Origin of the sequence: Microbacterium oleivorans, from assembly GCF_013389665.1 — a bacterium.
Taxonomy (GTDB): domain Bacteria; phylum Actinomycetota; class Actinomycetes; order Actinomycetales; family Microbacteriaceae; genus Microbacterium; species Microbacterium oleivorans_C.
This window is the reverse complement of record NZ_CP058316.1, coordinates 2120734-2142837: the sequence shown is the minus strand read 5'-3', so window position 1 is coordinate 2142837 and position 22104 is coordinate 2120734. Positions and strand designations below refer to the sequence as shown.

The following is a 22104-nucleotide window of genomic DNA, read 5'->3' as shown; positions in this document are numbered from 1 at the left end:
CGGACCGGCGAAGCATTATGGGACGAAGCCCCCCGAGGGGTGGACCGGCGGGTCCTGGCTGCTTCGACGCCCGACCGGTAGAACGGATGCCGCACCGCCCGATCCCGGAAGGCGAACGACAGATGATCGATCGAGAGACCCTCGCGGCGTTCCTGAGGATGCGACGCGAAGCGCTCCAGCCGTCGGACGTCGGCCTGCTGCGCGGCCAGCGGCGCCGGACGCCCGGGCTGCGCCGCGAGGAGGTCGCCGCCCTCTGCAACATGTCGGCGGACTACTACGCGCGACTCGAGCGCGGCACCGGACCCCGCCCATCCGAGCAGATGCTCGCCGCCATCGCGCAGGGCCTGCACCTGACTCTCGGCGAGCGCGACCACCTGTTCCGGCTCGCCGGACACGCGGCCCCGAGCCGGGGACCCGCGAGCGGTCACGTCAGCCCCGGGCTGCTGCGCATCCTCGACCGCCTGCACGACACCCCCGCCGAGATCGTGACCGAGCTCGGCGAGACTCTGCGGCAGACGCCCCTCAGCATCGCCCTCGTCGGTGACGCGACCCGGCACACCGGCGAGGCGCGCAGCCTCGGCTACCGCTGGTTCACGGACGCGTCGTCGCGGGCCGCCTACGACGACGCCGATCACGACCTGCTCTCGCGCGTGTACGCCGGCGGTCTGCGCGAGATCGTGGCGTTGCGCGGCCCGTCGTCGCGCGCCGCCGCACTCGCGGCGTCGCTCCGGGAGCGCAGTGCCGAGTTCCGCGTGCTGTGGGACGGGCAGCAGGTCGGGATCGCCCCGCCCGAGGTCAAGCGGTTCCGGCATCCCGAGGTCGGGGCGCTCGAGCTGCAGTGCCAGACCCTGCTCGACCCCGACCAGTCGCACCGCCTGCTCGTCTACACCGCGGCCCCCGGCAGCGAGAGCCACGAGAAGCTGCAGCTGCTGGCCGTCATCGGCGCCGGCGCCGAGGCCTGAACCCCGCCCGCGCACCACCCCAGGGTGGACTCGGCGATCAGTGGATGATCCGGCTCTGGATGCCGCGGGCGGCGGCGCCCAGCATGGGTCGAGCGGGCCACGGCGGCTCGACCGAACGATGGAGGAACCATGACCCGCGCCACTGCTCCCCTCGCTGATCTGCACGGGCGGCTCGCTGTCGTCACCGGAGCGACTGACGGCATCGGCCGGGTGATCGCGACCCGTCTGGCCGCCGCCGGCGCAGCCGTCGTGTTGCCGGCGCGATCGCCCGCGAAGGCCGACGCCGCCCTCGACGGCATCCGTCGGGCCGTGCCGGGCGCCCAGGTCACCACACGTCCGCTCGATCTCGCCTCGCTCGACTCGGTCGCGGCCTTCACCCGCGCGCTCGTCGCCGAGGGGCGCCCGGTGCATCTGCTCGTCAACAACGCCGGCGTCATGAACCCCGGCTCGCGGCAGCCCACCGCCGAGGGCTTCGAGCTGCAGTGGGGCGTCAATCACCTCGGCCATGTCGCGCTCACCCTCGGCCTGCTGCCGCTGCTGCGCGCGGGCGGAGCGCGGGTGACGCACCAGACGAGCATCGCGGCACGCTCCGGCGGCTTGCACGGGGACGACCTCGACTGGCGGGAGGGCTACGACGACATGGCCGCGTACCGGCAGTCGAAGATCGCCGTCGCCCTCTTCGCCCGCGAGCTCGATGCGCGCAGCCGCGCCGGCGGATGGGGCGTGTCGAGCAACATCGCGCATCCCGGGGTCAGCCCCACCAACCTGCTCGCGGCACAGCCCGGCATGGGCCGCGCACGCGCGAAGCGCGAGCGATCGCTCATCGTCGCTCTCTCGCGCGTGGGACTCGCCGGCACCGTGGCGAGCGCTGCCGAGCCCGCCCTGCTCGCGGCCGCCGGTCCCGATTCGCGCGGCGACGAGTTCTACGGCCCGCGTCGCGTCATCGCGGGCGCCCCGCGTCGGCAGGAGTTCTGGGCGCCCTTCCGCGACCTCGCCGACGGGCCGCGCCTCTGGGACGCCTCGGTGCAGATGATCGGCAAGCGCTTCGCGGTCTGACGGGGTGGGGCGCGGGTCGCTGCTACCCGATGGGGCGTCGGCCGAGCGGCATCCCGGGCGCCATGACCGCGGATCACATGGAAAAACCCCCGAAGATCGGGGGTTTTTCTGGCGGTGACGGTGGGATTTGAACCCACGGTAGGGGGTTACCCTACACAACTTTTCGAGAGTTGCACCTTCGGCCGCTCGGACACGTCACCGCCGACCAGCTTACGACATCTCGGACGCCGCCGCGAACCACGACCGCCCCGACGGGCGTAGCGTGACACCGTGACGCGAATTGCAGCCCCGAGAACAGCGCTCATCGTCGCGATCGCGTCGCTCGCGTCATCCGTCGCCTTCCTCGACAGCACGATCGTCAACGTGGCTCTTCCGGCCATCGAACGCGAGCTCGGCGGAGGCCTGACGACCCAGCAGTGGGCCGTCGATGCCTACCTGTTGACGCTGTCGTCGCTCATCCTGCTGGCGGGGTCGGTCAGCGACGCGTACGGGCGCCTGCTCGTGCTGCGGATCGGCCTCATCGGCTTCGGCGTCGCCTCGATCGCGGTCGGCCTCGCGCCCGATCCCCTGTTCCTGGTGATCGCCCGGGCAGCGCAGGGCGCCGCCGGGGCCTTCCTCGTGCCCAGCTCGCTGGCGCTGATCACCTCGCTCCTCCAGGGCCATGAGCGCTCGCGCGCGATCGGACTGTGGACGGCCTTCACCACCGGTGCATCGCTCGTCGGTCCACTGTTGGGCGGCGTGTTCGTCGACCTGTTGTCGTGGCGGTTCGCGTTCCTGATCAACGTCCTCCCGGTGGCGGTGACGCTCTGGCTCGTGACGCGGCTTCCCGTCCACGACGAGCGCGAGCCCGACGCCGGGATCGACTGGGTCGGCGCGCTCCTGTGCACGGCGGGCCTCGGCGGCATGGTCTTCGCGCTCATCGAGCAGCCGAACCTCGGGTGGGCCTCACCGGCGATCTGGATGCCGCTGGCCGGAGGCGCCGCGATGTTCGCGGCGTTCCTGTGGCGGCAGCGGACGACGCGGCATCCGATCCTCCCGCTCGGGTTGTTCCGGGCGCGGAACTACTGGACGGGCAACCTCGCGACCCTGTTCGTCTATGCCGCGCTCTCGCTCAACGGCTTCGTCGTGGGCGTCTACCTGCAGCAGGGCGCGGGGCTGAGCGCGACCCTCGCGGGCTTGGCGAGCCTGCCGACCACGGTGCTGCTCATCGCGCTGAGCCCGTGGGCGGGTTCGCTCGCCGAACGCGTCGGCGGGCGGGTCTTCATGACGCTCGGCCCGCTCGTGATGGCCGGCGGCGCGCTGCTGCTGCTTCTCGTGGACGAGTCGTTCGACTACTGGTGGCAGGTGCTCCCCGGCCTCGTCGTCTTCGGGCTCGGACTGGCCGCGACCGTCTCCCCGCTGACCTCGACCATCCTCGGCGCGATCGACGCGGATCGCTCGGGCATCGCGTCGGCGGTCAACAACGCCGTGGCCCGTGTCGCCGGGCTCGTGGTCATCGCCTTCCTCGCGCCCATCGTCGGCGGCAGCCTCGACCTCGCCGGTTTCCATCGCGCGGCCGTCGTCACCGCGGTGCTCATGGCAGTCGGCGGGCTCGTCGCCTTCGCCGGCATCCGGAGCCTGCCCTCCCCCCGCGAGGAAGCCCCCGCCCGGCCGCAGAAGTGACGCCCCGCCGGGAGCCCGCGGGCTCAACCCAGCCGCCGTGCCACCTTCGCGCGCCCCGGACCCCCGGCCCTGGACCTAGCGCCGCCCCGCTCGGCGAGCGAGCAAACCGGCGGCGAGGTCAGCGCGGCGAGCGCTCCGTGGCGAGCGGGCCGAGCACCGCCAGCATCCGCAGCTTCTCGGCCGCGTCGCTGCCCGGCTCGGGAGTGAGGGTGAGCAGCGCCTGCGAGCGGTCCTCCGTGAACAGCGCCTGGCAGTCGACCTCGATCTCACCCACCGCGGGGTGGAGGAGCACCTTGTGGTCGGCGAACCGTTCGGCGACCTCCTCGAGGTCCCAGAGCCCGGCGAACTCGGCACTTCGCGTGCGCAGGTCGGCCGCGAGCCGAGCTGCCCGCGAGGCGGGCCCACCGCGACCGGCGACGGCCCGCAGGTTCGCGACGACCGCTCGGCTCTGCCGGGCGTGCTCGGACGCCGGGTAGACCGCACGCTCGGCGGCGGGATGCGCGAACCAGCTCCATGCCCCGCTGCGCTCCGGACCGGTGCGCAGCTCTCGCGCCCCGAAGATCGCGCGCGCGAGGTCGTTCTGCGCGAGCGTCTCGTCGAGCTCCGAGATGATGAGCGCCGGGACGTCGCCGAGTCGGTCGAGCACACGCTGCAGAGCCGGTGCGACGTGGTCGGCGCTGCCCGAGCGCTCCGGTGGTACGTGGCCCGCGAGGCGGTGCAGATGATCGCGCTCCGACCGCGACAGACGCAGGGCCCGCGTCAGCGAGGCGAGCATCTGCGGACTCGGCTGCGGCCCGCGCTCCTGCTCGAGTCGGGTGTAGTAGTCCACGCTCATCAGGGCGAGCTGGGCCACCTCCTCGCGCCGGAGCCCCTCGACGCGCCGCCGCGCACCCGCGGGCAACCCGACGTCCTCCGGTCGCAACCGCTCGCGGCGCGCACGGAGGAAGCTCGCCAACGCCGCCCTGTCCACGCCCCCATCCTGCCCTCCGCCGTCCGCGGCATCCAGGGATCGCCGATCCCCCGGTCGACGGTGCCTGGATGCCGCGGGGTCGGGCGGCGAGAGTCGTCGGCATGGACATCACCGGACGCACCATCTTCATCCCCGGCGCGACGAGCGGAATCGGCCGCGCGCTCGCGATCGCGCTCGAGGCGCGTGGCAACACCGTCATCGTCGGCGGGCGTCGGCGCGAGCTCATCGACGACCTCCGCCGATCGCACCCCGCGATCGATGGAGTCGTGATCGACACCGCGGATGCGGCATCCATCCAGCGCGCCACCGCCGAGGTGATCGCGCGGCATCCCGACCTCGACGTCCTGGTGGCGATGGCGGGCGTCATGGCCGCCGAGGACTGGACCACCCCCGCGGGCTTCGTCGCGAACGCCGAGCGCACCGTGACGACCAACCTGCTCGGCCCCATCCGGCTGATCGGCGCCGTCATCGAGCACCTCCTCGAACGACCGGATGCCGCGATCATGACGGTCTCGTCGGGGCTCGCGTTCGCGCCGCTGGCGGCGACCCCGAGCTACAACGCCACCAAGGCGGCGGTCCACATGCTGAGCGAGTCGCTGCGTCTGCAGTACGCCGCGACCTCCGTCGGCGTCATCGAGCTCGTCCCGCCCGCGGTGCAGACCGACCTGATGCCGGGCCACGCCGAGAACCCGCAGGCCCTGCCGCTGGACGATTTCGTCGCAGAGGTCATGACCATCCTCGAGCGTGACCCCGATGTGCGGGAGGTGTTGGTCGAGCGGGTCGAGTTCCTGCGTCACGGCGAGGCGCGCGGCGACTACGACCGCGTCGTCGCGACGCTCAATGCGAACGATCCGCACGCGCGGCGCTGAGCGTCGCGGTGAGGAGGGCGGGGAACGCGACGGGCCGGCCGACGGCGCCGACTGTGCCATCGGCGGCACGCTTCGGCGGCACAGTCCGTGAAGTCCGGCTCGGGCCGGTAGCCGCGCACAGGCGGCACTGCCAGACTGAGGGCATGAGCGCGATCGAGAACTCCAAACTCACCGTCGTCGGCGCGGGCGCCGTCGGATCGAGCGTCGCCTACGCGGCGCTGATCCGCGGATCGGCGCGCCACGTGGCCCTCTACGACATCGCCACCGAGAAGACCGAGGCCGAGGTGCTCGACCTCGCCCACGGTGCGCAGTTCACCGGGTCGAGCGACATCACCGGCGGCTCCGACATCTCGGTCGCCGAGGGCTCGCACGTCGTGGTGATCACCGCGGGCGCGAAGCAGAAGCCCGGCCAGACCCGCACCGAGCTCGCCGGGGTCAACGCGGGCATCATCGCCTCGATGATGCCGCAGCTGCTCGAGGTCGCCCCGAACGCGACCTTCGTCATCGTCACCAACCCGTGCGACGTGCTCACCGTTCTCGCGCAGGAGGCCACCGGTCTTCCCCCGGAGCGCATCTTCGCCTCGGGGACGGTGCTCGACACCTCCCGCCTGCGGTGGAAGATCGCCCGCCGGGCGGGGGTCTCGATCTCGAGCGTGCACGCCTACATCGTCGGCGAGCACGGCGACACCGAGTTTCCGCTGTGGTCGCACGCGACCATCGGCACCGTGCCGATCCTCGACTGGGTGCCGCTGGACGGCCAGCCGAAGTTCACCGCTGAGGAGCTCGACCAGATCGCGATCGACGTGCGCGACGCCGCGTACAAGGTGATCCAGGGGAAGGGCGCCACCAACTACGCCATCGGGCTCTCGAGCGCGCGGATCGTCGAGGCGATCCTCCGCGACGAGGACGCCGTGCTGCCGGTGTCGACCGTTCTGCGCGACTTCCACGGGGTCGACGGCATGGCGCTGTCGGTGCCGTCGGTCGTCAACCGCCGGGGTGCCTTCCCCGTTCGCGAGATCGAGTTCTCCGAGGGCGAGCTCGAGCTCTTCCGGCACTCCGCCGGCGCGCTCGGCGAGGTCGCCGCCTCGCTCCGCGGCTGACCGTCCGCCCGGACCCGGCCTCGGACGCCGGGCCGAGGTCGACGCCCAGCCGGTGACACCCCTGACGGATCGGCGGTGCCGCTGTCGCCCCGGAGGCTGGGGCGGACGGCATCCGCACCGCCGGTCCGACGCGTGTACCGCGCACGCGCGGTGAGCGCGGGATGTCGGAGGCGCGGCCTACCCTGGACGCATGGCCTCGCGACGTCCCGCCCCCACCACGGCGTTCCGCTGCACCGAGTGCGGCTGGACGACGGCGAAGTGGGTCGGCCGGTGCGGCGAATGCCAGCAGTGGGGCACCGTCGTCGAGGCCGCCACGCAGACGGGCATCACCTCGACGATGACGGCCGTCAGCCCCGGCGCAGCGCGCGCTGCGCGACCGATCACCCAGATCGACACGAGTGAGGCACCGCGCCGCTCGAGCGGTGTCGGCGAGTTCGACCGTGTGCTCGGCGGCGGAGTGGTCCCCGGGGCGGCCATCCTCCTCTCGGGCGAGCCCGGGGTGGGCAAGTCCACACTGCTGCTCGAGGTCGCGGCGCAATCGGCGCGGTCCGGCCGGCGCGTGCTCTACGTCAGTGCCGAGGAGTCCCTCGGTCAGGTGCGCCTGCGCGCCGAACGAACCGGCGCGCTGCACGACGCGCTGTACCTCGCGAGCGAGACGGATCTCGCGACGGTCCTCGGTCACGTCGATGAGGTCCGGCCCGACCTGCTCATCGTCGACTCGGTGCAGACGGTCTCGTCATCGCTCTCCGACGGCGTCGCCGGGCAGCCCAGCCAGGTGCGCGAGGTCGCCTCGACGCTCATCCGCATCGCGAAGGAACGCGACCTCCCCGTGCTGATCGTCGGCCATGTCACCAAGGACGGCTCGATCGCCGGTCCCCGCGTGCTCGAGCACCTCGTCGACGTCGTCTGCCAGTTCGAGGGCGATCGGCAGACGTCGCTGCGGTTCGTCCGAGCGCTCAAGAACCGCTTCGGCCCGACCGATGAGGTCGGATGCTTCGATATGACCGGCGACGGCATCGCCGAGGTGCCCGATCCGAGCGCCCTGTTCCTCGGGCACGGCGATCCGGTTCCCGGCACCTGCGTCACGATCGCGCTCGAGGGGCGCCGCGCGCTCCCGGTCGAGGTGCAGGCGCTGACGCTGAAGACCGGGGCACCCAATCCCCGGCGGGTGGTGAGCGGCGTCGACAGCGCCCGCGTCGCGATGATCCTCGCCGTGCTCGAGAAGCGCGGCGTCGCCATCACGAGCGACCAGGACGTCTACGTCTCGACGGTCGGCGGCGTCCGTCTCGTCGAGCCCGCGGCCGATCTCGCCATCGCCATCGCCATCGCCGGAGCCGTCGGCAATCGAGCCATCTCGCGGCAGGTGGCCGCGTTCGGCGAGCTCAGTCTCGCCGGCGAGATCCGACCCGTGACGCAGTCGAACCAGCGCCAGTCCGAGGCGAAGCGCATGGGATACCGTGCGGTGGTCGATGCATCCTCGCGCACCATCGGCGGGGCGATGCGCGACCTGCAGGTGCGGCAGCCCCCCGGAGCGTCCGAAGGCTCTCCCGACTTCTGACCCGCCCGGGCTCGGACGTCCTGCGCGCGTGACCCCCGCACGGCATGGGCTTCACTGGGCACCATCCGCCGCCACCCGCGGCTCGATGCTGCGTAAAGTGCCAACCCCAGCGCGCGGCCAGCCACCGTTCGAGCACCAGGCCACGCCTGGCCTTCATCTGACAGCACCCGGCCCCCACCTGGGGCTCGAAGCGGCGCGAAGCGCCAGCCCAGCGCGTGAGGCCGCACGCCTCGGACCCTCACCTGGCAGTACCCGCCTCCACCCGGGGCTCGAAGCGGCGCGGAGCGCCAGCCCAGCGCGCGTGGCCGCGCGCAGCGAGCCTCCACCTGGCAGCACCCGCCCCTACCCGGGGCTCGACGCGGCGCGAAGCGCCAACCCAGCGCCCGGCCAGCCACAGCACAAGCGCGCGGCCACGCCTCGGACCCTCACCTGACAGCACCCGCCCCACCCGGGGCTCAAAGCGGCGCGAAGCGCCAACCCAGCACGCGAGGCCGCGCACCAGCAAGCCTTCACCTGACAGCACCCGCCCCTACCCGGGGCTCGACGCGGCGCGAAGCGCCAACCCAGCCCAGCACCTCACCCAGCCCAGCACCTCACCCAGCCCAGCCCAGCCCAGCCGCCAACCCCCGCCCGGGCCCGGACCTCAGGCGTCGAGAGCCGCGATGACGTCGGTGGGAGCGGCCTGCATCGGGTGGGGCCCGGCGATGTCGAAGAACACCGTGGTGATGGCCGACTCGTGGGCGCTGAGGAATGCCCGCAGCCCAGCGGGCGACTGCAGTGCGACGTGGGCGGGGAGCGCCTCGGGCTTGTGAGCCGCGTCGCTGAAGAGCAGCAGTGCGACCTCTCCCGTGCCCGGGTCGCGATACGTCCAGATCTCGCCGACGTCACGCAGGTCGTCACGGTCACCGGGGCGCATGAGCGGAACGACGGTGGGCCCGTGACGCAGAGCGAAGGCGAGGGCTGCCATGTCCTGGGTCTGCAGGGCGTCGGCCAGCTGCGGGTTGCGGAACTCGGGCAGCGCCTTCTTCGCGTCGCGCTTCTTTCCAGCCATCCGTCCAGCCTACGAGAACGTACGCCGAACCGACCCGGCGAAGACGCCGTCGGCCCTCGCGCACGCCGAGACGAGAAGGGGCCCTCTCGAACTCTTCATTGGGGACTGAAAAAATCGAGAGGGCCCATTGCTCACCGGAGCTGGGGATCCGTCGTCGCGGCACTGGGGGGTTTCACGACATCTCGCTGCTGGGGACAGCGGTGATATCTCCGGGAGCTGACTCAAGGTTACGACCGCGCTCTCGGGCTGTCGCCCTCCGGCGGGTGAGAAAAGTCTCACTCGACACCGGCTCCGGTCACCCGCCGACCGTCGCCACCGCGCGGTCAGCGCAACACGAACTGGCGGTCCTGCTGGGCGGCGAGGCCGCCGATCTCGACGGCGAGGTTGAAGTATCCGGCGGGCGCGGCGGGCCGGTCGCCGTCGCACGTCTCGACGGAGGAGCGCGTGCGGTCCCACGAGATCGGCGTGACGCTCGACACCGTCTGGCCCGGGTCGATCTGAACCACCTGGTCGCTGGACTCGCTCTGGCAGTCGGTCGAGCGCCACCACACATCCGGGCCGCTCGAGACCGTGAGCTTCTGCGTCGCGGTGCCCACGTTCAGAAGACAGGGGTCGTCGCCGGCGTTGGTCAGCGAGATCGACAGCTGCGGGAGCTCGCCGGTGCCATAGGCGTCCTTGTCGGTGACCGCGGAGACCTGCACCGACCGGGCGGAGCAGGGCTCGACCTCCGGCGCGGTCGCATCGGCCGACGGCTGCGGCGCGTCGGGGGATGCCGCGGCGTCGGACGCGCTGTCGGAGGGCTGCCCCGACGGCGACGACGGCGCGCTCGCGGTGCCCGACGGTGCGGATGCCGGGGCGGGGGCGTTCTCGGCGGCGGCGCCCTCCCAGGGCCGCCAGATCGCGAGCACGACGGCGACGACGACGAGCAGGACGACGAGCAGCAGCACGAGGCGTCGCCGACGGTAGACCGCAGGCGAGGGACGGCGTCGGGGCGGCGTGTCGGTCATCTGCCCAGGGTAGGCCGCCGCTTCGACGCGGCTGCCGCGGCACGCCTAGAGGCGCTTGAGCATGCGGGTGTTGCCCAGGGTGTTGGGCTTGACGTGCGCGAGATCGAGGAACTCCGCGATGCCTTCGTCGGGGCTGCGCAGCAGCTGCGAGTAGACGTCGGCGTCGACGACCTGCTCGCCGATGACGTCGAAGCCGCGCCGGGCGAAGAAGTCGACCTCGAACGTGAGGCAGAACAGGCGCGACAGGCCGAGCTCGCGGGCGCCCGCCTCGAGGCGGTCGACGATCGCGCCGCCGACGCCCCGGTGCAGCCACTCGTCGACCACGATGAGGGTGCGCACCTCGCCCAGGTCCTCCCACATGACGTGCAGGGCACCGCATCCCACCAGTTCGCCGTCGGCCTCGGCCACGACGAACTCCTGCACCGACTCGAACAGCACGACCAGGTCCTTGCCGAGCAGGATCCGCCGCTGCACCCACGGCTCGAGCATGGCCCGGATGCCGCGCACGTCGCCCGCCCGCGCCGGACGGACGATGAAGGCGGGGTCGTCGGAAGTCACGCCTCAACGATAGTGCGCGCGGGTAGGGTTGCTTCAGCCCGAGATCCCACCCTCCCTGGAGTGCCGACGTGAGCGTGCTCCGCGACTACGCAGCCGCAGTGTCCCAGCCGACACTGCCCTTGGCGTCGCTTCCGTCCGACGGGATCGACCCCGCACGGTACGACGAGGTCGTCGATGCCGAGGGAGGGCTGCGGCCGGCATGGCAGTCGCTCGCAGGGCTCGCGCTCGCGTTGACGCCGACCGAGCTCGGCCGTGTCGAGGGTGAGATCACCCGCTTCCTCGCCGACGACGGTGTCACCTACGTGCGCCCCGACACCGGCGCCCAGCCGTGGCAGCTCGATCCCGTCCCCCTCGTGGTGGATGCGGCGAGCTGGGCGCGGCTCGAGATCGGGCTGGCCCAGCGCGCCGAGGTCCTCAACGCGGTGCTCACCGACCTCTACGGCCCGCAGACGCTGCTGTCGTCGGGCATCGTGCCGGCGGCGGCCGTCCTGGGGCACTCCGGGTTCCTGCGTCCCGTCGCCCGCGAGACCGGCGCCGACCGGCATCCGCTCCTGCTGTCGGGAACCGACCTGGGCCGGGACGCCGACGGCGAATGGCGTGTGCTCGCCGACCGGGTGCAGGCGCCCTCGGGTCTGGGGTTCGCCATGGAGAACCGCCGGGTCATCTCGCAGGTGCTGCCCGACCTGTACCAGCAGAGCGATCCCCACCGCATGGAGCCGTACTTCTCGGCGCTGCACGCGACGCTCGTCGCGTCGGCACCCGAGGGGGTCGACGAGCCCCGCATCGTGGTGCTGACGCCCGGGCCGCATTCCGAGACCGCGTTCGATCAGGCCTTCCTCGCGCGGGGCCTGGGCCTCCCGCTCGTGCAGGGCAGCGACCTCGTCGTGCGCCGAGGACGTGTGTGGATGAAGCCGACCGGGTGGCCGCGCCGCGAGCCCACCGAACAGGTCGACGTGATCCTCCGCCGCGTCGACGCCGAGTGGTGCGACCCGCTGGAGCTGCGCTCGGACTCGCGCCTCGGGGTCGCCGGCCTCACCGAGGCGGTGCGGCGGGGCGCGGTGCGCCTCGTGAACGGCCTCGGTTCGGGCGTGCTCGAGAACCCCGCGCTGCTCCCCTACCTTCCGGCCGCGTGCGAGGCCCTGCTCGGCGAGCAGCTGCGCCTGCCGGGCGTGCCCACGTGGTGGTGCGGCGACGACGAGGCGCGCGCGACGGTGCTGGCGCGCGTCCGCGCCGGCGACCCCGGACTGTTCGTGCGTTCGATCGACGGCTCGCGGCGCGAGCTGGCCGGGATGGATGCCGACGACGTCGCCGCCCGCATCGCCGCCGCTCCCCACCGGTACGTCGGCCAGGAGGTGCTGCCCCTCTCGCAGGCCCCGGTGTGGTCGGGCGACGGTGCACGCGCGCGGGCCCTCATCTTCCGCGCCTTCACGCTGCGGCACGGCTCGTCGTACCGCCCCCTGCTCGGCGGGCTCGCCACGGTGCGCGAACACCCCGACGCCACCCCGACGACCAAGGACGTCTGGGTGCTGAAGGCGGCTGAGGGCGACGCCGACCAGGGCCTCACCGAGATCGCACCGCTGCCGGGCGGCCGGAGCGCCCCGAGCGTCGCACCGCGGGCGCTCGAGGACATGTTCTGGTCAGGGCGCTACGCCGAGCGCGCCGAGGATCTGCTGCGCCTCATCATCACCGCCCAGCAGCAGATCGACCTCGCCGGCGCAGGCCGGGCGACCCACACCAGCGCTCGGGTGCTGCGCGACGGCATCCACCGTCTGGCCGGCCCCGGCGACGCAGCCGATGCCGACGCGGACTTCCGCTCGCTGCTGCTCGACCCCGCGCGCGCCGGGTCGACGGCGCACGCGATCGCCCGCCTGCGCGACGCCCTCGAAGGCGTGCGAGATCAGCTCTCGGGCGACACGTGGCGCGTGTTCGCGGGCATCGAGCGGGCCTCGCGTGCGCTGCGGGCCTCGCCGCACGCGCACCGCACGGCGGAGTCGGCCGGGCGCATGCTCACCGTCATCCTGTCGCTGCAGGGTGTGACGGCGAACATGATGCGCGACGCGGGGTGGCACCTCATCGAGGCCGGCCGCTTCGTCGAGCGCGCCCTGCAGGTCTGCCACCTGCTACAGGTGGCGGTCGCCCGCCATGAGACGCGCACCGAACGCGCGGTGCTCGAGGGCGTGCTGGCGGCGTCGGAGAGCATCGTCACCCACCGCCGGCGCTACCGGGGCGCGGTCCGCCTGGGCGACGTCCTCGACCTGCTGCTGCGAGACCGCGAGAACCCCCGTTCGGTGGCCTTCGCCCTCGTCGAGCTCCGCACGCATCTGGCCGCCGCCCCCGCGTCGACGGGGTCGACCCGTCCCGAGCGGCTTCTCGAAGATCTGCAATCCCTCGTCGACGGCATCGACGCCGACGGCCTGACCACCGCATCCGACGGCATCCGCACCTCGCTCGCCGACCTGCTGCTCGAGCTGACGGCGCAGCTGGAGCAGCTCGGCGAGGCTGTGCACGAGCTGCACTTCGAGAGCGGTCCGCCGCCGGTGGCGCTGTCGTCGCTCTCCCTCATCGAGGAGCTCATGGAGGCCCGCGCGTGAAGCAGTACCGCGTGTGGCATCGCACCGCCTACACCTACAGCGATGCCGTCGAAGACAGCGTCGGACAGTTCCACCTGACGCCTCGGGAGCTGCCGTGGCAGCAGGTGCGGGATGCCGCCGTGGTCGTCTCGCCCGATCCCGGCGACCTGCACCGCGAGACCGACTACTTCGGCAACTGGTCGACGTACTTCCACCTCACCGACCCGCACGAGGCCCTCTCGATCGAGTCGTCGAGCGAGGTCACCGTGCGCGCCCCCGAGTACGACGCTGCAGCGCTGGGCCTGCCGTGGGAGCTCGCGCGCCCGCTGCAGCATCCGCACCAGGAGGGCGCGTGGCGCGCGGCCGAGTTCTCGATGCCGTCGCCGCGCGTGGCGCAGTCGGCTGCGACCGCCGCATACGGCGCGGTGTCGCTCGAGCCCGGGCGCCCGATCGGCGAGGCCGCCACCGACCTCATGCGCCGGATCCACGCCGACTTCGACTACGACGCCACCGCGACCACCGTCACGAGCACCGTCGGCGATGCGCTCGAGAAGCGCGCCGGGGTGTGCCAGGACTTCGCGCACGTCGCCCTCGCATGCCTGCGCTCGCACGGTGTCGCGGCCCGGTACGTCTCGGGATACCTCGCGACGCAGCCGCCTCCCGGCAAGGAGCGCGTGTTCGGCGCCGACGCGTCCCACGCCTGGCTGGCGGTCTGGCTGCCCGGCACCGACCAGTGGCTCGCGATCGACCCCACGAACGACCAGTGGGCGAACGACCGCTACGTGACCGTGGCGTGGGGCCGCGACTACGGCGACGTCTCCCCCGTCAAGGGCATCATCTTCACCGAGGCCAAGACCTCGACCCTGCGCGTCTCGGTCGACGTCGCCCCGCTCCCCCCGCAGCACTGAGCGCGAGACCGGCCGAGCCGCGCGCCGCCCCCTCTTTCCTGAGCCCGCGGCAGTACCGCAAGGCTCCGCGACCGAGGAGATCTCTGCAACCGAGGGCGGATGCCGCGCAACCACCCGCGGAACGCGAGATCTCCTCAGCAACCGTGCGCCAACACCGCACGGCGCCACCGCCCCCTCCGCCCGCAACCGCGGCGGTCAGGTGAGGAAGCCGCGGAGCAGCGACTCCGAACCGGCGAGGTGCTCGAGCACCGCCGCCTCGGCCGCCTCGGGCCGACCGGCCGCGACAGCGGCGACGATCCGATCGTGCTGCAGGTCGGAGTGCTCGATCGACCGCGCCAGCAGGGGGAATGAGTCGAGCCACGCGTTGACGTGCGCGCGGTTCTCGCTCAGGAGCGCGAGGAGCGACGGGATGCCGGCGAACTCGGCGATCGTGAGATGCAGGAGCGTGTCGAGCCGGCGGTACTCGGTCACCGAGGCCGTCGCCGCGGCGGCGTGGCGCGCGGCGAGCGTCTCTCGCTGGGCGTCGGTCAGGGGGCGGGATGCCGCCGCGCGTGCCGCTCCCGCCTCGAGCACTCGCCGCATCCCCAGGACGTCGTCGAGCTCGGCGACCGTGACGCTCATCCGGGCCGGCACCGGCACCGGGTCGGCCACGAACGTGCCGCCGTAACGTCCCCGGCGTCGCTCCAGGTATCCCGCATCCGCGAGCTCGCCGATCGCCTGGCGCACGGTGTCACGGCTGACCTCGTACCGCGCGGCGAGGTCGCGTTCGGACGGCAGCGACTCGCCGGGGGCGACGACCCCGAGCCGCACGGTCTGCACGATCCGAGCGATCGTGTCCTCGAGGGCGTTGCCACCGCGCACCGGTCGGAACACGGTGCGTCGCAGGTCGGGCAGCGCTGTCTCGGTCACCCGTCCGACCCTACGGCCACGCGCCCGAGACGGCGTCGGACCCCGCACCCGACCTCTCGCTCACAGCGGCGTGACGTAGGCGTTGGTGATGCCACCGTCGACGACGAACGCCGTCGCGGTGATGAACGAGGCGTCGTCGGAGGCGAGGAAGGCCACCGCGGCGGCGAGCTCGGCAGGATCGGCGAAGCGGCCCATGGGCACGTGCACGAGTCGGCGCTGGGCGCGCTCGGGGTCCTTCGCGAACAGCTCCTGCAGCAGCGGGGTGTTCACCGGGCCCGGGCAGAGGGCGTTCACGCGGATGCCCTGCCGGGCGAACTGCACGCCCAGCTCGCGGGTCATGGCGAGCACGCCGCCCTTCGAGGCGGTGTACGAGATCTGCGAGGTCGCCGAGCCGAGGAGGGCGACGAACGACGCGGTGTTGATGATCGACCCGCGCCCCGCCGGCACCATGTGGCGCAGCGCGGCCCGCGAGCAGAGGTACACGCTCTTGAGGTTGACGTCCTGCACCCACTCCCACGCCGGCAGCTCGGTCGTCTCGATCGAGTCGTCGTCGGCGGGCGAGATGCCGGCGTTGTTGAAGGCGATGTCGACCGACCCGAGCTCGGCGGCGACACCGTCGAAGAGCGCGTCGACGGAAGCCTCGTCGGCGACGTCGACCGCGCGGAACACGCCGCCCACCTCGTCGGCTGCCCGCTGCCCGGCTGCCGGATCGACGTCGGCGATCACGACGCGAGCGCCCTCGGCCGCGAACCGGCGCGCGCTGGCGAGGCCGATGCCGCTGGCGCCGCCGGTGATGATGGCGACGCGGTCGCGCAGGCGTGCGGTGAGGTCCATGCATTGTCCTTTCGATGGTGCGGTGGTGCCGGATGCCGCCGGCCGGGGCGCAAGACCCGGCTCAGGTGGCGAAGAAGACGTTCTTCGTCTGGGTGAAGTGCTCGGCGGCGTCGGGGCCCAGCTCGCGTCCGAGACCCGAAGCCTTCATGCCGCCGAACGGGGTGGCGTACCGCACCGAGGAATGCGAGTTCACCGAGAGGACGCCACTGCGGACGGCTCGGGAGACGCGCACGGCGCGGCCGAGGTTCTCAGTCCAGATCGAGCCCGCCAGGCCGTACACGGTGTCGTTGGCGAGCCGGATCGCATCGGCCTCGTCGTCGAAGGGCAGCACGGCCACGACCGGACCGAAGATCTCCTCGCGCGCGACGCGGTCGCCGGGCTGGGCGAGCACCACCGTCGGGGCGAACCAGAAGCCGTCTCCGGTGGGAGCGGAGCCGCGGAAGGCCACGTCGACGCCGTCGAGGAACGAGGCGACGCGGTCGCGGTGCGCGGCCGAGATGAGCGGCCCCATCTGTGTGCCGCGGTCGTTCGGGTCTCCCACGGTCCAGTCCCTCACCGCGGGCTCCAGGAGACCGAGGAACCGGTCGTACACCGAGCGCTGGACGAGGATGCGGCTGCGCGCACAGCAGTCCTGGCCGGCGTTGTCGAACACCGAGGCGGGCACCGCGGCCGCCGCGACCTCGAGGTCGGCGTCGGCGAAGACGATGTTGGCGCTCTTGCCGCCGAGCTCGAGGGTGACGGGCTTGAGCTCGCGGGCGCATCCGGCCGCGACCTCGGTGCCGACCGCGGTCGACCCGGTGAAGACGACCTTGCGGACCTCGGGATGGGTCACGAAGCGCTGCCCGACGACCGGACCGGCACCGGGGATGACCGTGAAGAGCCCGTCCGGCAGGCCCGCCTCGAGAGCGAGCTCGCCGAGCCGGATGGCCGTCAACGGCGTGAGCTCGGCCGGCTTCAGCACGACGGCGTTGCCGGCGGCGAGCGCGGGAGCGAAGCCCCACGAGGCGATCGTCATGGGGAAGTTCCAGGGCACGATGACACCGACCACGCCGTACGGCTCGTGGAAGGTGACGTCGAGGCCACCGGCCACGGGGATCTGCTGCCCGCTCAGCCGCTCCGGGGCCCCAGCGGAGTAGTCGAGCACCTGTGCGACGTGCTCCGCCTCCCATTCGGCGGACGAGATCGGATGCCCCGCCTCGAGCACCTCCAGCCGCGCGAGCTCGTCGACGTGGTCGCGCACGACCGCGGCGAACCGGCGGAGCGCCGAGGCCCGGCCGAGCGGTGATTCCGCCGCCCACGACCGCTGGGCGACGACGGCGCGCGCGACGGCGGCATCCGTCTCGGCGAGGGACGAGGCGGCGACCTCGGCGAACGACGCGCCGGTGGCGGGGTCGACGAGGGTCTGCACGCTCATGCGTCCACCGCCTCGCGGGCGCGCGTCGCGCGCTGCACCGCGTGCTCGGCCGCCGCGGCGACGAGCCCGAGGAAGAGCCGCCGATCCTCGGAGTTCTCCTCGGGATGCCACTGCACGGCCACGAGGTACTCCCGTCCCGGCGCCTCGAACGCCTGCACGAGCCCGTCGTCGGTGCGCGCGGTCACCACGAGTCCGTCCCCGACGCGGTCGACGCCCTGATGGTGGTAGCTCTTCACCGACAGCTCGCCGTCGCCGACGAGCCCCGCCAGCCGGCTGCCGGCATCCACGACCACGGTGTTGTCGGCGAAGACCCCGCCGCCGATCCGGAAACGCTCGGTGCCGAGGACCTCGGGAAGGTGCTGGTGCAGCGTGCCGCCCGCGGCGACGTTGATCAACTGCAGGCCGCGGCAGATGCCGAAGACAGGGATGCCGCGCTGGCGCGCGCCCCGCAGCAGGGCGAGCTCCCAGTCGTCGCGATCGGGGCGCGCGGGGTCGGTCAGCGGGTGGCGCGGCGCACCGTAGAGCTCGGGCTGCACGTCGAGTCCGCCGGTGAGGATGAGCCCGTCGAGTCCGTCCAGCACGGCGCTCGCAGCCGCCTCCGGCGAGGGCTGCGGCGGCAGGAGCACGGCCACTCCCCCCGATGCGGTGACGGAATCGAAGTACTGCTGCGGCAGGAAGCTGGCCCGGACGTCCCAGACCCCCTGCCTGGCCCGCTCGAGGTAGGTCGTCAGCCCGACGACGGGCCGGGGGTCAGAGTCGTTCGAAGCCACGGATGCGCTCCCAGTCGGTGACGGCCGCGTCGAAGGCGTCGACCTCGACGCGCGCCTGGTTCAGGTAGTGGGCGACGACGTCCTCGCCGAACGCGGCCCGTGCGATCTCGGACGCCTCGAAGAGGGCGGCCGCTTCGCGCAGCGTGGTGGGCAGATGGGCGACGTCGGAGTCGTAGGCGTTCCCGGTGAGGGCGGCAGGCAACGGCAGCTCGTTGTCGATGCCGTGCAGCCCGCCGGCGATGATGGCCGCGATCGCCAGGTAGGGGTTGACGTCGCCACCGGGGACGCGGTTCTCGACCCGCAGCGACGCGCCGTGTCCGACGACGCGCAGAGCGCACGTGCGGTTGTCCACGCCCCACGCGACGCCGGTCGGAGCGAACGAGCCTGTGGCGTAACGCTTGTAGGAGTTGATCGTCGGCGCGTACAAGAGGGTGAACTCGCGCAGGGTCGCGAGGATGCCCGCGATCCAGTGCTCCATGAGGGGGCTGAACCCGTGGTCGCCATCACCTGCCATGACCGGCTCGCCGTCGACGCCGCGCACCGACAGGTGAATGTGGCAGCTGTTGCCCTCGCGCTGATCGAACTTCGCCATGAACGTGAGCGACTTGCCGTGGGTGTCGGCGATCTCCTTCGCGCCGTTCTTGTAGATCGTGTGGTTGTCGGCGGTCTCGAGAACCTCCGCGAAACGGAAGGAGATCTCCTGCTGGCCGTCGTTGCACTCGCCCTTGACGCCCTCGCAGTACATGCCCGCACCGTCCATCCCCCGACGGATGTCGCGCAGCAGCGGCTCGAGCCGCGTGGTCGCGAGCAGGTTGTAGTCGACGTTGTAGTCCGTCGAGGCCCGGAGCCCCCGATACCCCTTCGCCCAGGCCTCGCGGAAGCCGTCGTCGAACACGATGAACTCCAGCTCCGTCCCCGCGAATGCCGTCAGTCCCCGTTCCGCGAGGCGTGCCCGCTGGGCGTCGAGGATGCTGCGGGGCGCCTGCACGACGGCATCCCCGCCCTCCCAGCCGAGATCGGCCATGACGAGTGCCGTGCCGGGCTGCCAGGGGATGCGGCGCAGTGTCGTGAGATCGGGCACCAGCGTCATGTCGCCGTAGCCCTTCTCCCAGCTCGACATCGCGTAGCCGTCGACGGTGTTCACGTCGACGTCGACCGAGAGCAGGTAGTTGCAAGCCTCTGCCCCGTGCGGCAGCACGGTGTCCTGCCAGAAGCGGCCCGAGACGCGCTTGCCGACGAGGCGTCCCTGCGCGTCGGGGAACGCGACGATGACCGTGTCGATCTCGCCCGATTCGATCGCGGCGTCGAGTTGCGCCGCCGTCAGCGTGCCCGGCATCCGTCGTCCTTCCCGGTGTCGACTCACGCCGTGCGCGGAGTCGTAACGCAGAACTTACACGCCAAAGGTAGACATGCCATACCAATAGGCTCCACACTGCTGGCCAAGGCGCAGGCGAGCGCCGACCCGAGGCGGCCCGCCCTGGCCGCCGATCCGACGCCACGGAGGTCGCATGTCCGATTCGAGCAGTGCCGCGCAGAAAGTCGCCGGCGCCACTTACACCCGGGCCGGGGACGGCTACTTCGAGAAGCGCACGCTCAAGCGATCGGCCGGAGTGTGGGGACTCTGGGGCCTCGCGGTCGCGGCGGTCATCTCGGGGGACTTCTCGGGATGGAACTTCGGCGTCGACTTCGCCGGATTCGGCGGCATGCTGATCGCCTTCGCGGTGCTCGTGCTGATGTACTACGGCCTGACCTTCTCGATCGGCGAGATGGCCGCGGCCATGCCCCACACCGGTGGGGCCTACTCGTTCTCACGCTCGGCGATGGGCCCCTGGGGCGGACTCGCCACGGGGCTGGCCGAGACGATCGAGTACGTCGCGACCACCGCGGTCGTCGTGTACTTTTCGGGCTCGTACGCCGACCAGGCCCTCGAGCTGCTGACGGGCGTGAGCCTTCCGGGATGGGTGTGGTGGATCATCCTCTACGCCCTCTTCATCGGCCTCAACGCCGCCGGCGCCGCCATCTCGTTCGGCTTCGCGATCGTGGTCTCGATCATCTCCATCGGCATCATCGTCGTCTTCGGCGTCATGGCCCTCGCGTCGGGCGCGTTCGACTGGAGCTCGCTGTGGAACATGGCGCCGAACCCGGATGCCGTCGGGTCCTCGCCCTTCCTTCCCGAGGGCGTCGGGGCGATCCTGTTCGCCCTCCCCTTCGCGATGTGGTTCTTCCTCGGCATCGAGGAGCTGCCGCTGGCCGCGGAGGAGTCGCACCACCCCGCGCGCGACATCCCCCGAGCCGGTCTCTGGGCGCGCGGCACGCTCATCGTCACCGGTCTGATCGTCCTGTTCCTCAACACCGGCGTCCTCGGCGCCGAGGCCACCGGCGGCTCGGTCGAGCCGCTCCTCGACGGCTTCAAGGCGTTCCTCCCGCCCCAGGCGGCCGCCATCCTGGCCCTCCTCGCGCTGATCGGACTGCTCGCCTCGCTGATGGGCATCATGTTCGCCTACGGACGCAACATGTACTCGCTCTCGCGCGCGGGCTACTACCCGCGGTGGCTGTCGCTGACCGGCAAGAGCAAGACTCCGTGGGTCGCCCTCGTCGTCGGCGCCGTGATCGGCTTCCTCGCGCTCGTCATCGTGCAGGCGGCCGGCGGCGACGCGAGCCCGGCCGGCGCGATCGTGCTGAACATCGCCGTGTGGGGGGCCGTGCTCGCGTACTTCCTGCAGATGGTGTCGTTCATCGTCCTGCGGCGGGAGTTCCCCCACGCCGAGCGGCCGTACAGGAGCCCGTGGGGTCTGTTCGGCGCCTACTCGGCCGCCGTCATCGCGGCGATCGTCTTCGTGGGCCTGCTGCTGAACCCGACCTTCTTCCTCGCCATCGTCGCCATCATCGTCGTCTACGCGGTGATCTTCCTCGGCTTCGCCCTCTACGGTCGCAAGCGCCTCATCCTCTCGCCCGAGGAGGAGTACGCCCTCTCCGGCGGCCTGCACCGCGACCCGCAGCGCGAGGGGTACGACACCCTCGAGTCCGAGGTGTTCGGCCACGACCCCCGCGCCTGACCGCCTCCCCGGGGGTGACCCGGGCCGGGGGTGGCCCGCGCCGGGGGTGGGTGACCCGGGCCGGGGGTGGCCCGCGCCGGGGGTGGCCCGCGCCGGGGGTGGCCCGCGCCGGGGGTGGCCCGCGCGGGGGTGGGTGGCCCGGGCCGGGGCGGCCCGCGCCGGGGTGTGGCCCGAGCCGGGGCGGCTCCATCACCGTGGAGCGCGAACCACCCGCCCCACGGTGACGAAAGCACCCCAAACCCCAGCAGCCGCGCGAACCCACGCCCCACGGTGACGAAAGCACCCCAAACCCCAGCTAGCGCACGAACCACCCGCCCCACGGCGACGAGAGCACCCCAAACCCCAGCTAGCGCACGAACCACCCGCCCCACGGCGACGAGAGCACCCCAAACCCCAGCAGGCGCACGAACCACCCGCCCCGGGGCGGCTCCGTCACCATGGAGCGCGAGCCGCACGCCCCACAGGCACGAAAGCACCCCAAACCGCAGCAGCCGCACGAACCACCCGCCCCGGGGCGGCTCCGTCACCATGGAGCGCGAGCCGCACGCCCCACAGGGACGAAAGCACCCCAAACCGCAGCAGCCGCACGAACCACCCGCCCTGGGGCGGCTCCGTCACCATGGAGCGCGAGCCGCACGCCCCACAGTGACGAAAGCACCCCAAAACCCCAGCAGCCGCGCGACCACCCGCCCCACGGTGACGAAAGCACCCCAAAACCCCAGCAGCCGCGCGACCGCACGCCCCACGGTGACGAAAGCACCCCGAACCAGAGCAGGAGCGCGAGCCGCACGCCCCACGGTGACGAGAGCACCCCGAACCAGAGCAGGAGCGCGAGGCGCGTGCTTCGCGG

General features: G+C 72.4%; 18 protein-coding genes and 1 tRNA gene. 9 read left to right on the top strand and 10 right to left on the bottom strand.

Annotated features, from left to right (window positions below):
• Positions 1-122 precede the first annotated feature (122 nt).
• Both HW566_RS10170 and HW566_RS10165 read left to right on the top strand, forming a co-directional pair.
• Positions 123-962, top strand: coding sequence for a helix-turn-helix transcriptional regulator (locus tag HW566_RS10170; RefSeq protein WP_178012580.1), 840 nt, complete (start codon positions 123-125; stop codon positions 960-962).
• Positions 963-1091: 129 nt separating this feature from the next.
• Positions 1092-2018 (top strand): SDR family oxidoreductase, encoded by a 927-nt coding sequence (locus HW566_RS10165; protein WP_178012579.1) that lies wholly within the window; start codon positions 1092-1094, stop codon positions 2016-2018.
• Positions 2019-2127: 109 nt separating this feature from the next.
• Here HW566_RS10165 and HW566_RS10160 read toward each other — a convergent pair.
• Positions 2128-2218 (bottom strand) — tRNA-Ser (locus HW566_RS10160).
• Between the two features lie 70 nt (positions 2219-2288).
• On the opposite strand from HW566_RS10160, the gene HW566_RS10155 reads away from it, so the two are divergent.
• On the top strand, positions 2289-3680 hold the full coding sequence (locus HW566_RS10155) for an MFS transporter (protein WP_178012577.1): 1392 nt from the start codon (positions 2289-2291) through the stop codon (positions 3678-3680).
• Positions 3681-3798: 118 nt separating this feature from the next.
• On the opposite strand, the gene HW566_RS10150 is transcribed toward HW566_RS10155, so the two are convergent.
• Positions 3799-4650, bottom strand: coding sequence for a helix-turn-helix transcriptional regulator (locus tag HW566_RS10150; protein ID WP_178012575.1), 852 nt, complete (start codon positions 4648-4650; stop codon positions 3799-3801).
• A gap of 101 nt (positions 4651-4751) precedes the next feature.
• On the opposite strand from HW566_RS10150, the gene HW566_RS10145 reads away from it, so the two are divergent.
• The 3 genes from HW566_RS10145 to radA all read left to right on the top strand — a co-directional run bounded on the left by HW566_RS10145 (position 4752) and on the right by radA (position 8177).
• Positions 4752-5519: an SDR family oxidoreductase gene (locus tag HW566_RS10145; RefSeq protein WP_178012573.1), complete on the top strand. Its 768-nt coding sequence runs from the start codon at positions 4752-4754 to the stop codon at positions 5517-5519.
• A 143-nt stretch (positions 5520-5662) separates the two neighbouring features.
• Complete coding sequence (locus HW566_RS10140) at positions 5663-6619, top strand: L-lactate dehydrogenase (protein ID WP_178012571.1); 957 nt, start codon at positions 5663-5665, stop codon at positions 6617-6619.
• Positions 6620-6809: 190 nt separating this feature from the next.
• On the top strand, positions 6810-8177 hold the full coding sequence (gene radA / locus HW566_RS10135; RefSeq protein ID WP_178012569.1) for a DNA repair protein RadA: 1368 nt from the start codon (positions 6810-6812) through the stop codon (positions 8175-8177).
• A 643-nt stretch (positions 8178-8820) separates the two neighbouring features.
• Here radA and HW566_RS10130 read toward each other — a convergent pair.
• The 3 genes from HW566_RS10130 to HW566_RS10120 all read right to left on the bottom strand — a co-directional run bounded on the left by HW566_RS10130 (position 8821) and on the right by HW566_RS10120 (position 10724).
• Complete coding sequence (locus HW566_RS10130) at positions 8821-9228, bottom strand: dehydrogenase (protein WP_178012567.1); 408 nt, start codon at positions 9226-9228, stop codon at positions 8821-8823.
• Between the two features lie 323 nt (positions 9229-9551).
• Positions 9552-10235, bottom strand: coding sequence for a hypothetical protein (locus tag HW566_RS10125; RefSeq protein ID WP_178012565.1), 684 nt, complete (start codon positions 10233-10235; stop codon positions 9552-9554).
• A gap of 45 nt (positions 10236-10280) precedes the next feature.
• Positions 10281-10724, bottom strand: coding sequence for an amino-acid N-acetyltransferase (locus tag HW566_RS10120; RefSeq protein WP_256728953.1), 444 nt, complete (start codon positions 10722-10724; stop codon positions 10281-10283).
• Positions 10725-10861: 137 nt separating this feature from the next.
• Between HW566_RS10120 and HW566_RS10115 the strand changes: the two genes are divergently transcribed.
• Positions 10862-13384 carry a circularly permuted type 2 ATP-grasp protein gene (locus HW566_RS10115; RefSeq protein ID WP_178012563.1) on the top strand — a complete coding sequence of 841 codons (2523 nt, stop codon included), beginning with the start codon at positions 10862-10864 and terminating at the stop codon, positions 13382-13384.
• Complete coding sequence (locus tag HW566_RS10110; protein WP_178012562.1) at positions 13381-14271, top strand: transglutaminase family protein; 891 nt, start codon at positions 13381-13383, stop codon at positions 14269-14271. The genes HW566_RS10115 and HW566_RS10110 overlap by 4 nt, the downstream gene beginning before the upstream one ends.
• Before the next feature lie 195 nt (positions 14272-14466).
• Here the strand turns inward: HW566_RS10110 and HW566_RS10105 are convergent, their stop codons facing one another.
• From HW566_RS10105 to HW566_RS10085, 5 genes are all read right to left on the bottom strand, one after another.
• A complete protein-coding gene (locus HW566_RS10105; protein ID WP_178012561.1) occupies positions 14467-15180 on the bottom strand; it encodes a FadR/GntR family transcriptional regulator in 714 nt (237 codons plus the stop codon).
• A gap of 60 nt (positions 15181-15240) precedes the next feature.
• Positions 15241-16014 carry a 3-oxoacyl-ACP reductase gene (locus HW566_RS10100; RefSeq protein ID WP_178012559.1) on the bottom strand — a complete coding sequence of 258 codons (774 nt, stop codon included), beginning with the start codon at positions 16012-16014 and terminating at the stop codon, positions 15241-15243.
• A 61-nt stretch (positions 16015-16075) separates the two neighbouring features.
• On the bottom strand, positions 16076-17428 hold the full coding sequence (locus HW566_RS10095) for an aldehyde dehydrogenase family protein (RefSeq protein WP_178012557.1): 1353 nt from the start codon (positions 17426-17428) through the stop codon (positions 16076-16078).
• Positions 17425-18198, bottom strand: a complete 774-nt coding sequence (locus tag HW566_RS10090; RefSeq protein ID WP_178012555.1) for a gamma-glutamyl-gamma-aminobutyrate hydrolase family protein — start codon at positions 18196-18198, stop codon at positions 17425-17427. Before HW566_RS10090 ends, HW566_RS10095 begins: the two co-directional genes overlap by 4 nt.
• Complete coding sequence (locus HW566_RS10085) at positions 18179-19534, bottom strand: glutamine synthetase family protein (RefSeq protein WP_178012553.1); 1356 nt, start codon at positions 19532-19534, stop codon at positions 18179-18181. The genes HW566_RS10090 and HW566_RS10085 overlap by 20 nt, the downstream gene beginning before the upstream one ends.
• A 172-nt stretch (positions 19535-19706) precedes the next feature.
• Between HW566_RS10085 and HW566_RS10080 the strand changes: the two genes are divergently transcribed.
• Positions 19707-21254, top strand: a complete 1548-nt coding sequence (locus HW566_RS10080; protein ID WP_178012551.1) for an amino acid permease — start codon at positions 19707-19709, stop codon at positions 21252-21254.
• Positions 21255-22104: the final 850 nt, after the last annotated feature.

What these genes read in the sequence shown, in the direction of transcription:
- HW566_RS10170 (WP_178012580.1), top strand. Translation starts at nt 123, where the DNA reads ATGATCGATCGAGAGACCCTCGCGGCGTTCCTGAGGATGCGACGCGAA.
- HW566_RS10165 (WP_178012579.1), top strand. Translation starts at nt 1,092, where the DNA reads ATGACCCGCGCCACTGCTCCCCTCGCTGATCTGCACGGGCGGCTCGCT.
- HW566_RS10145 (WP_178012573.1), top strand. Translation starts at nt 4,752, where the DNA reads ATGGACATCACCGGACGCACCATCTTCATCCCCGGCGCGACGAGCGGA.
- HW566_RS10140 (WP_178012571.1), top strand. Translation starts at nt 5,663, where the DNA reads ATGAGCGCGATCGAGAACTCCAAACTCACCGTCGTCGGCGCGGGCGCC.
- radA (WP_178012569.1), top strand. Translation starts at nt 6,810, where the DNA reads ATGGCCTCGCGACGTCCCGCCCCCACCACGGCGTTCCGCTGCACCGAG.
- HW566_RS10130 (WP_178012567.1), bottom strand. Translation starts at nt 9,228, where the DNA reads ATGGCTGGAAAGAAGCGCGACGCGAAGAAGGCGCTGCCCGAGTTCCGC.
- HW566_RS10125 (WP_178012565.1), bottom strand. Translation starts at nt 10,235, where the DNA reads ATGACCGACACGCCGCCCCGACGCCGTCCCTCGCCTGCGGTCTACCGT.
- HW566_RS10120 (WP_256728953.1), bottom strand. Translation starts at nt 10,724, where the DNA reads ATGCTCGAGCCGTGGGTGCAGCGGCGGATCCTGCTCGGCAAGGACCTG.
- HW566_RS10100 (WP_178012559.1), bottom strand. Translation starts at nt 16,014, where the DNA reads ATGGACCTCACCGCACGCCTGCGCGACCGCGTCGCCATCATCACCGGC.
- HW566_RS10095 (WP_178012557.1), bottom strand. Translation starts at nt 17,428, where the DNA reads ATGAGCGTGCAGACCCTCGTCGACCCCGCCACCGGCGCGTCGTTCGCC.
- HW566_RS10085 (WP_178012553.1), bottom strand. Translation starts at nt 19,534, where the DNA reads ATGCCGGGCACGCTGACGGCGGCGCAACTCGACGCCGCGATCGAATCG.
- HW566_RS10080 (WP_178012551.1), top strand. Translation starts at nt 19,707, where the DNA reads ATGTCCGATTCGAGCAGTGCCGCGCAGAAAGTCGCCGGCGCCACTTAC.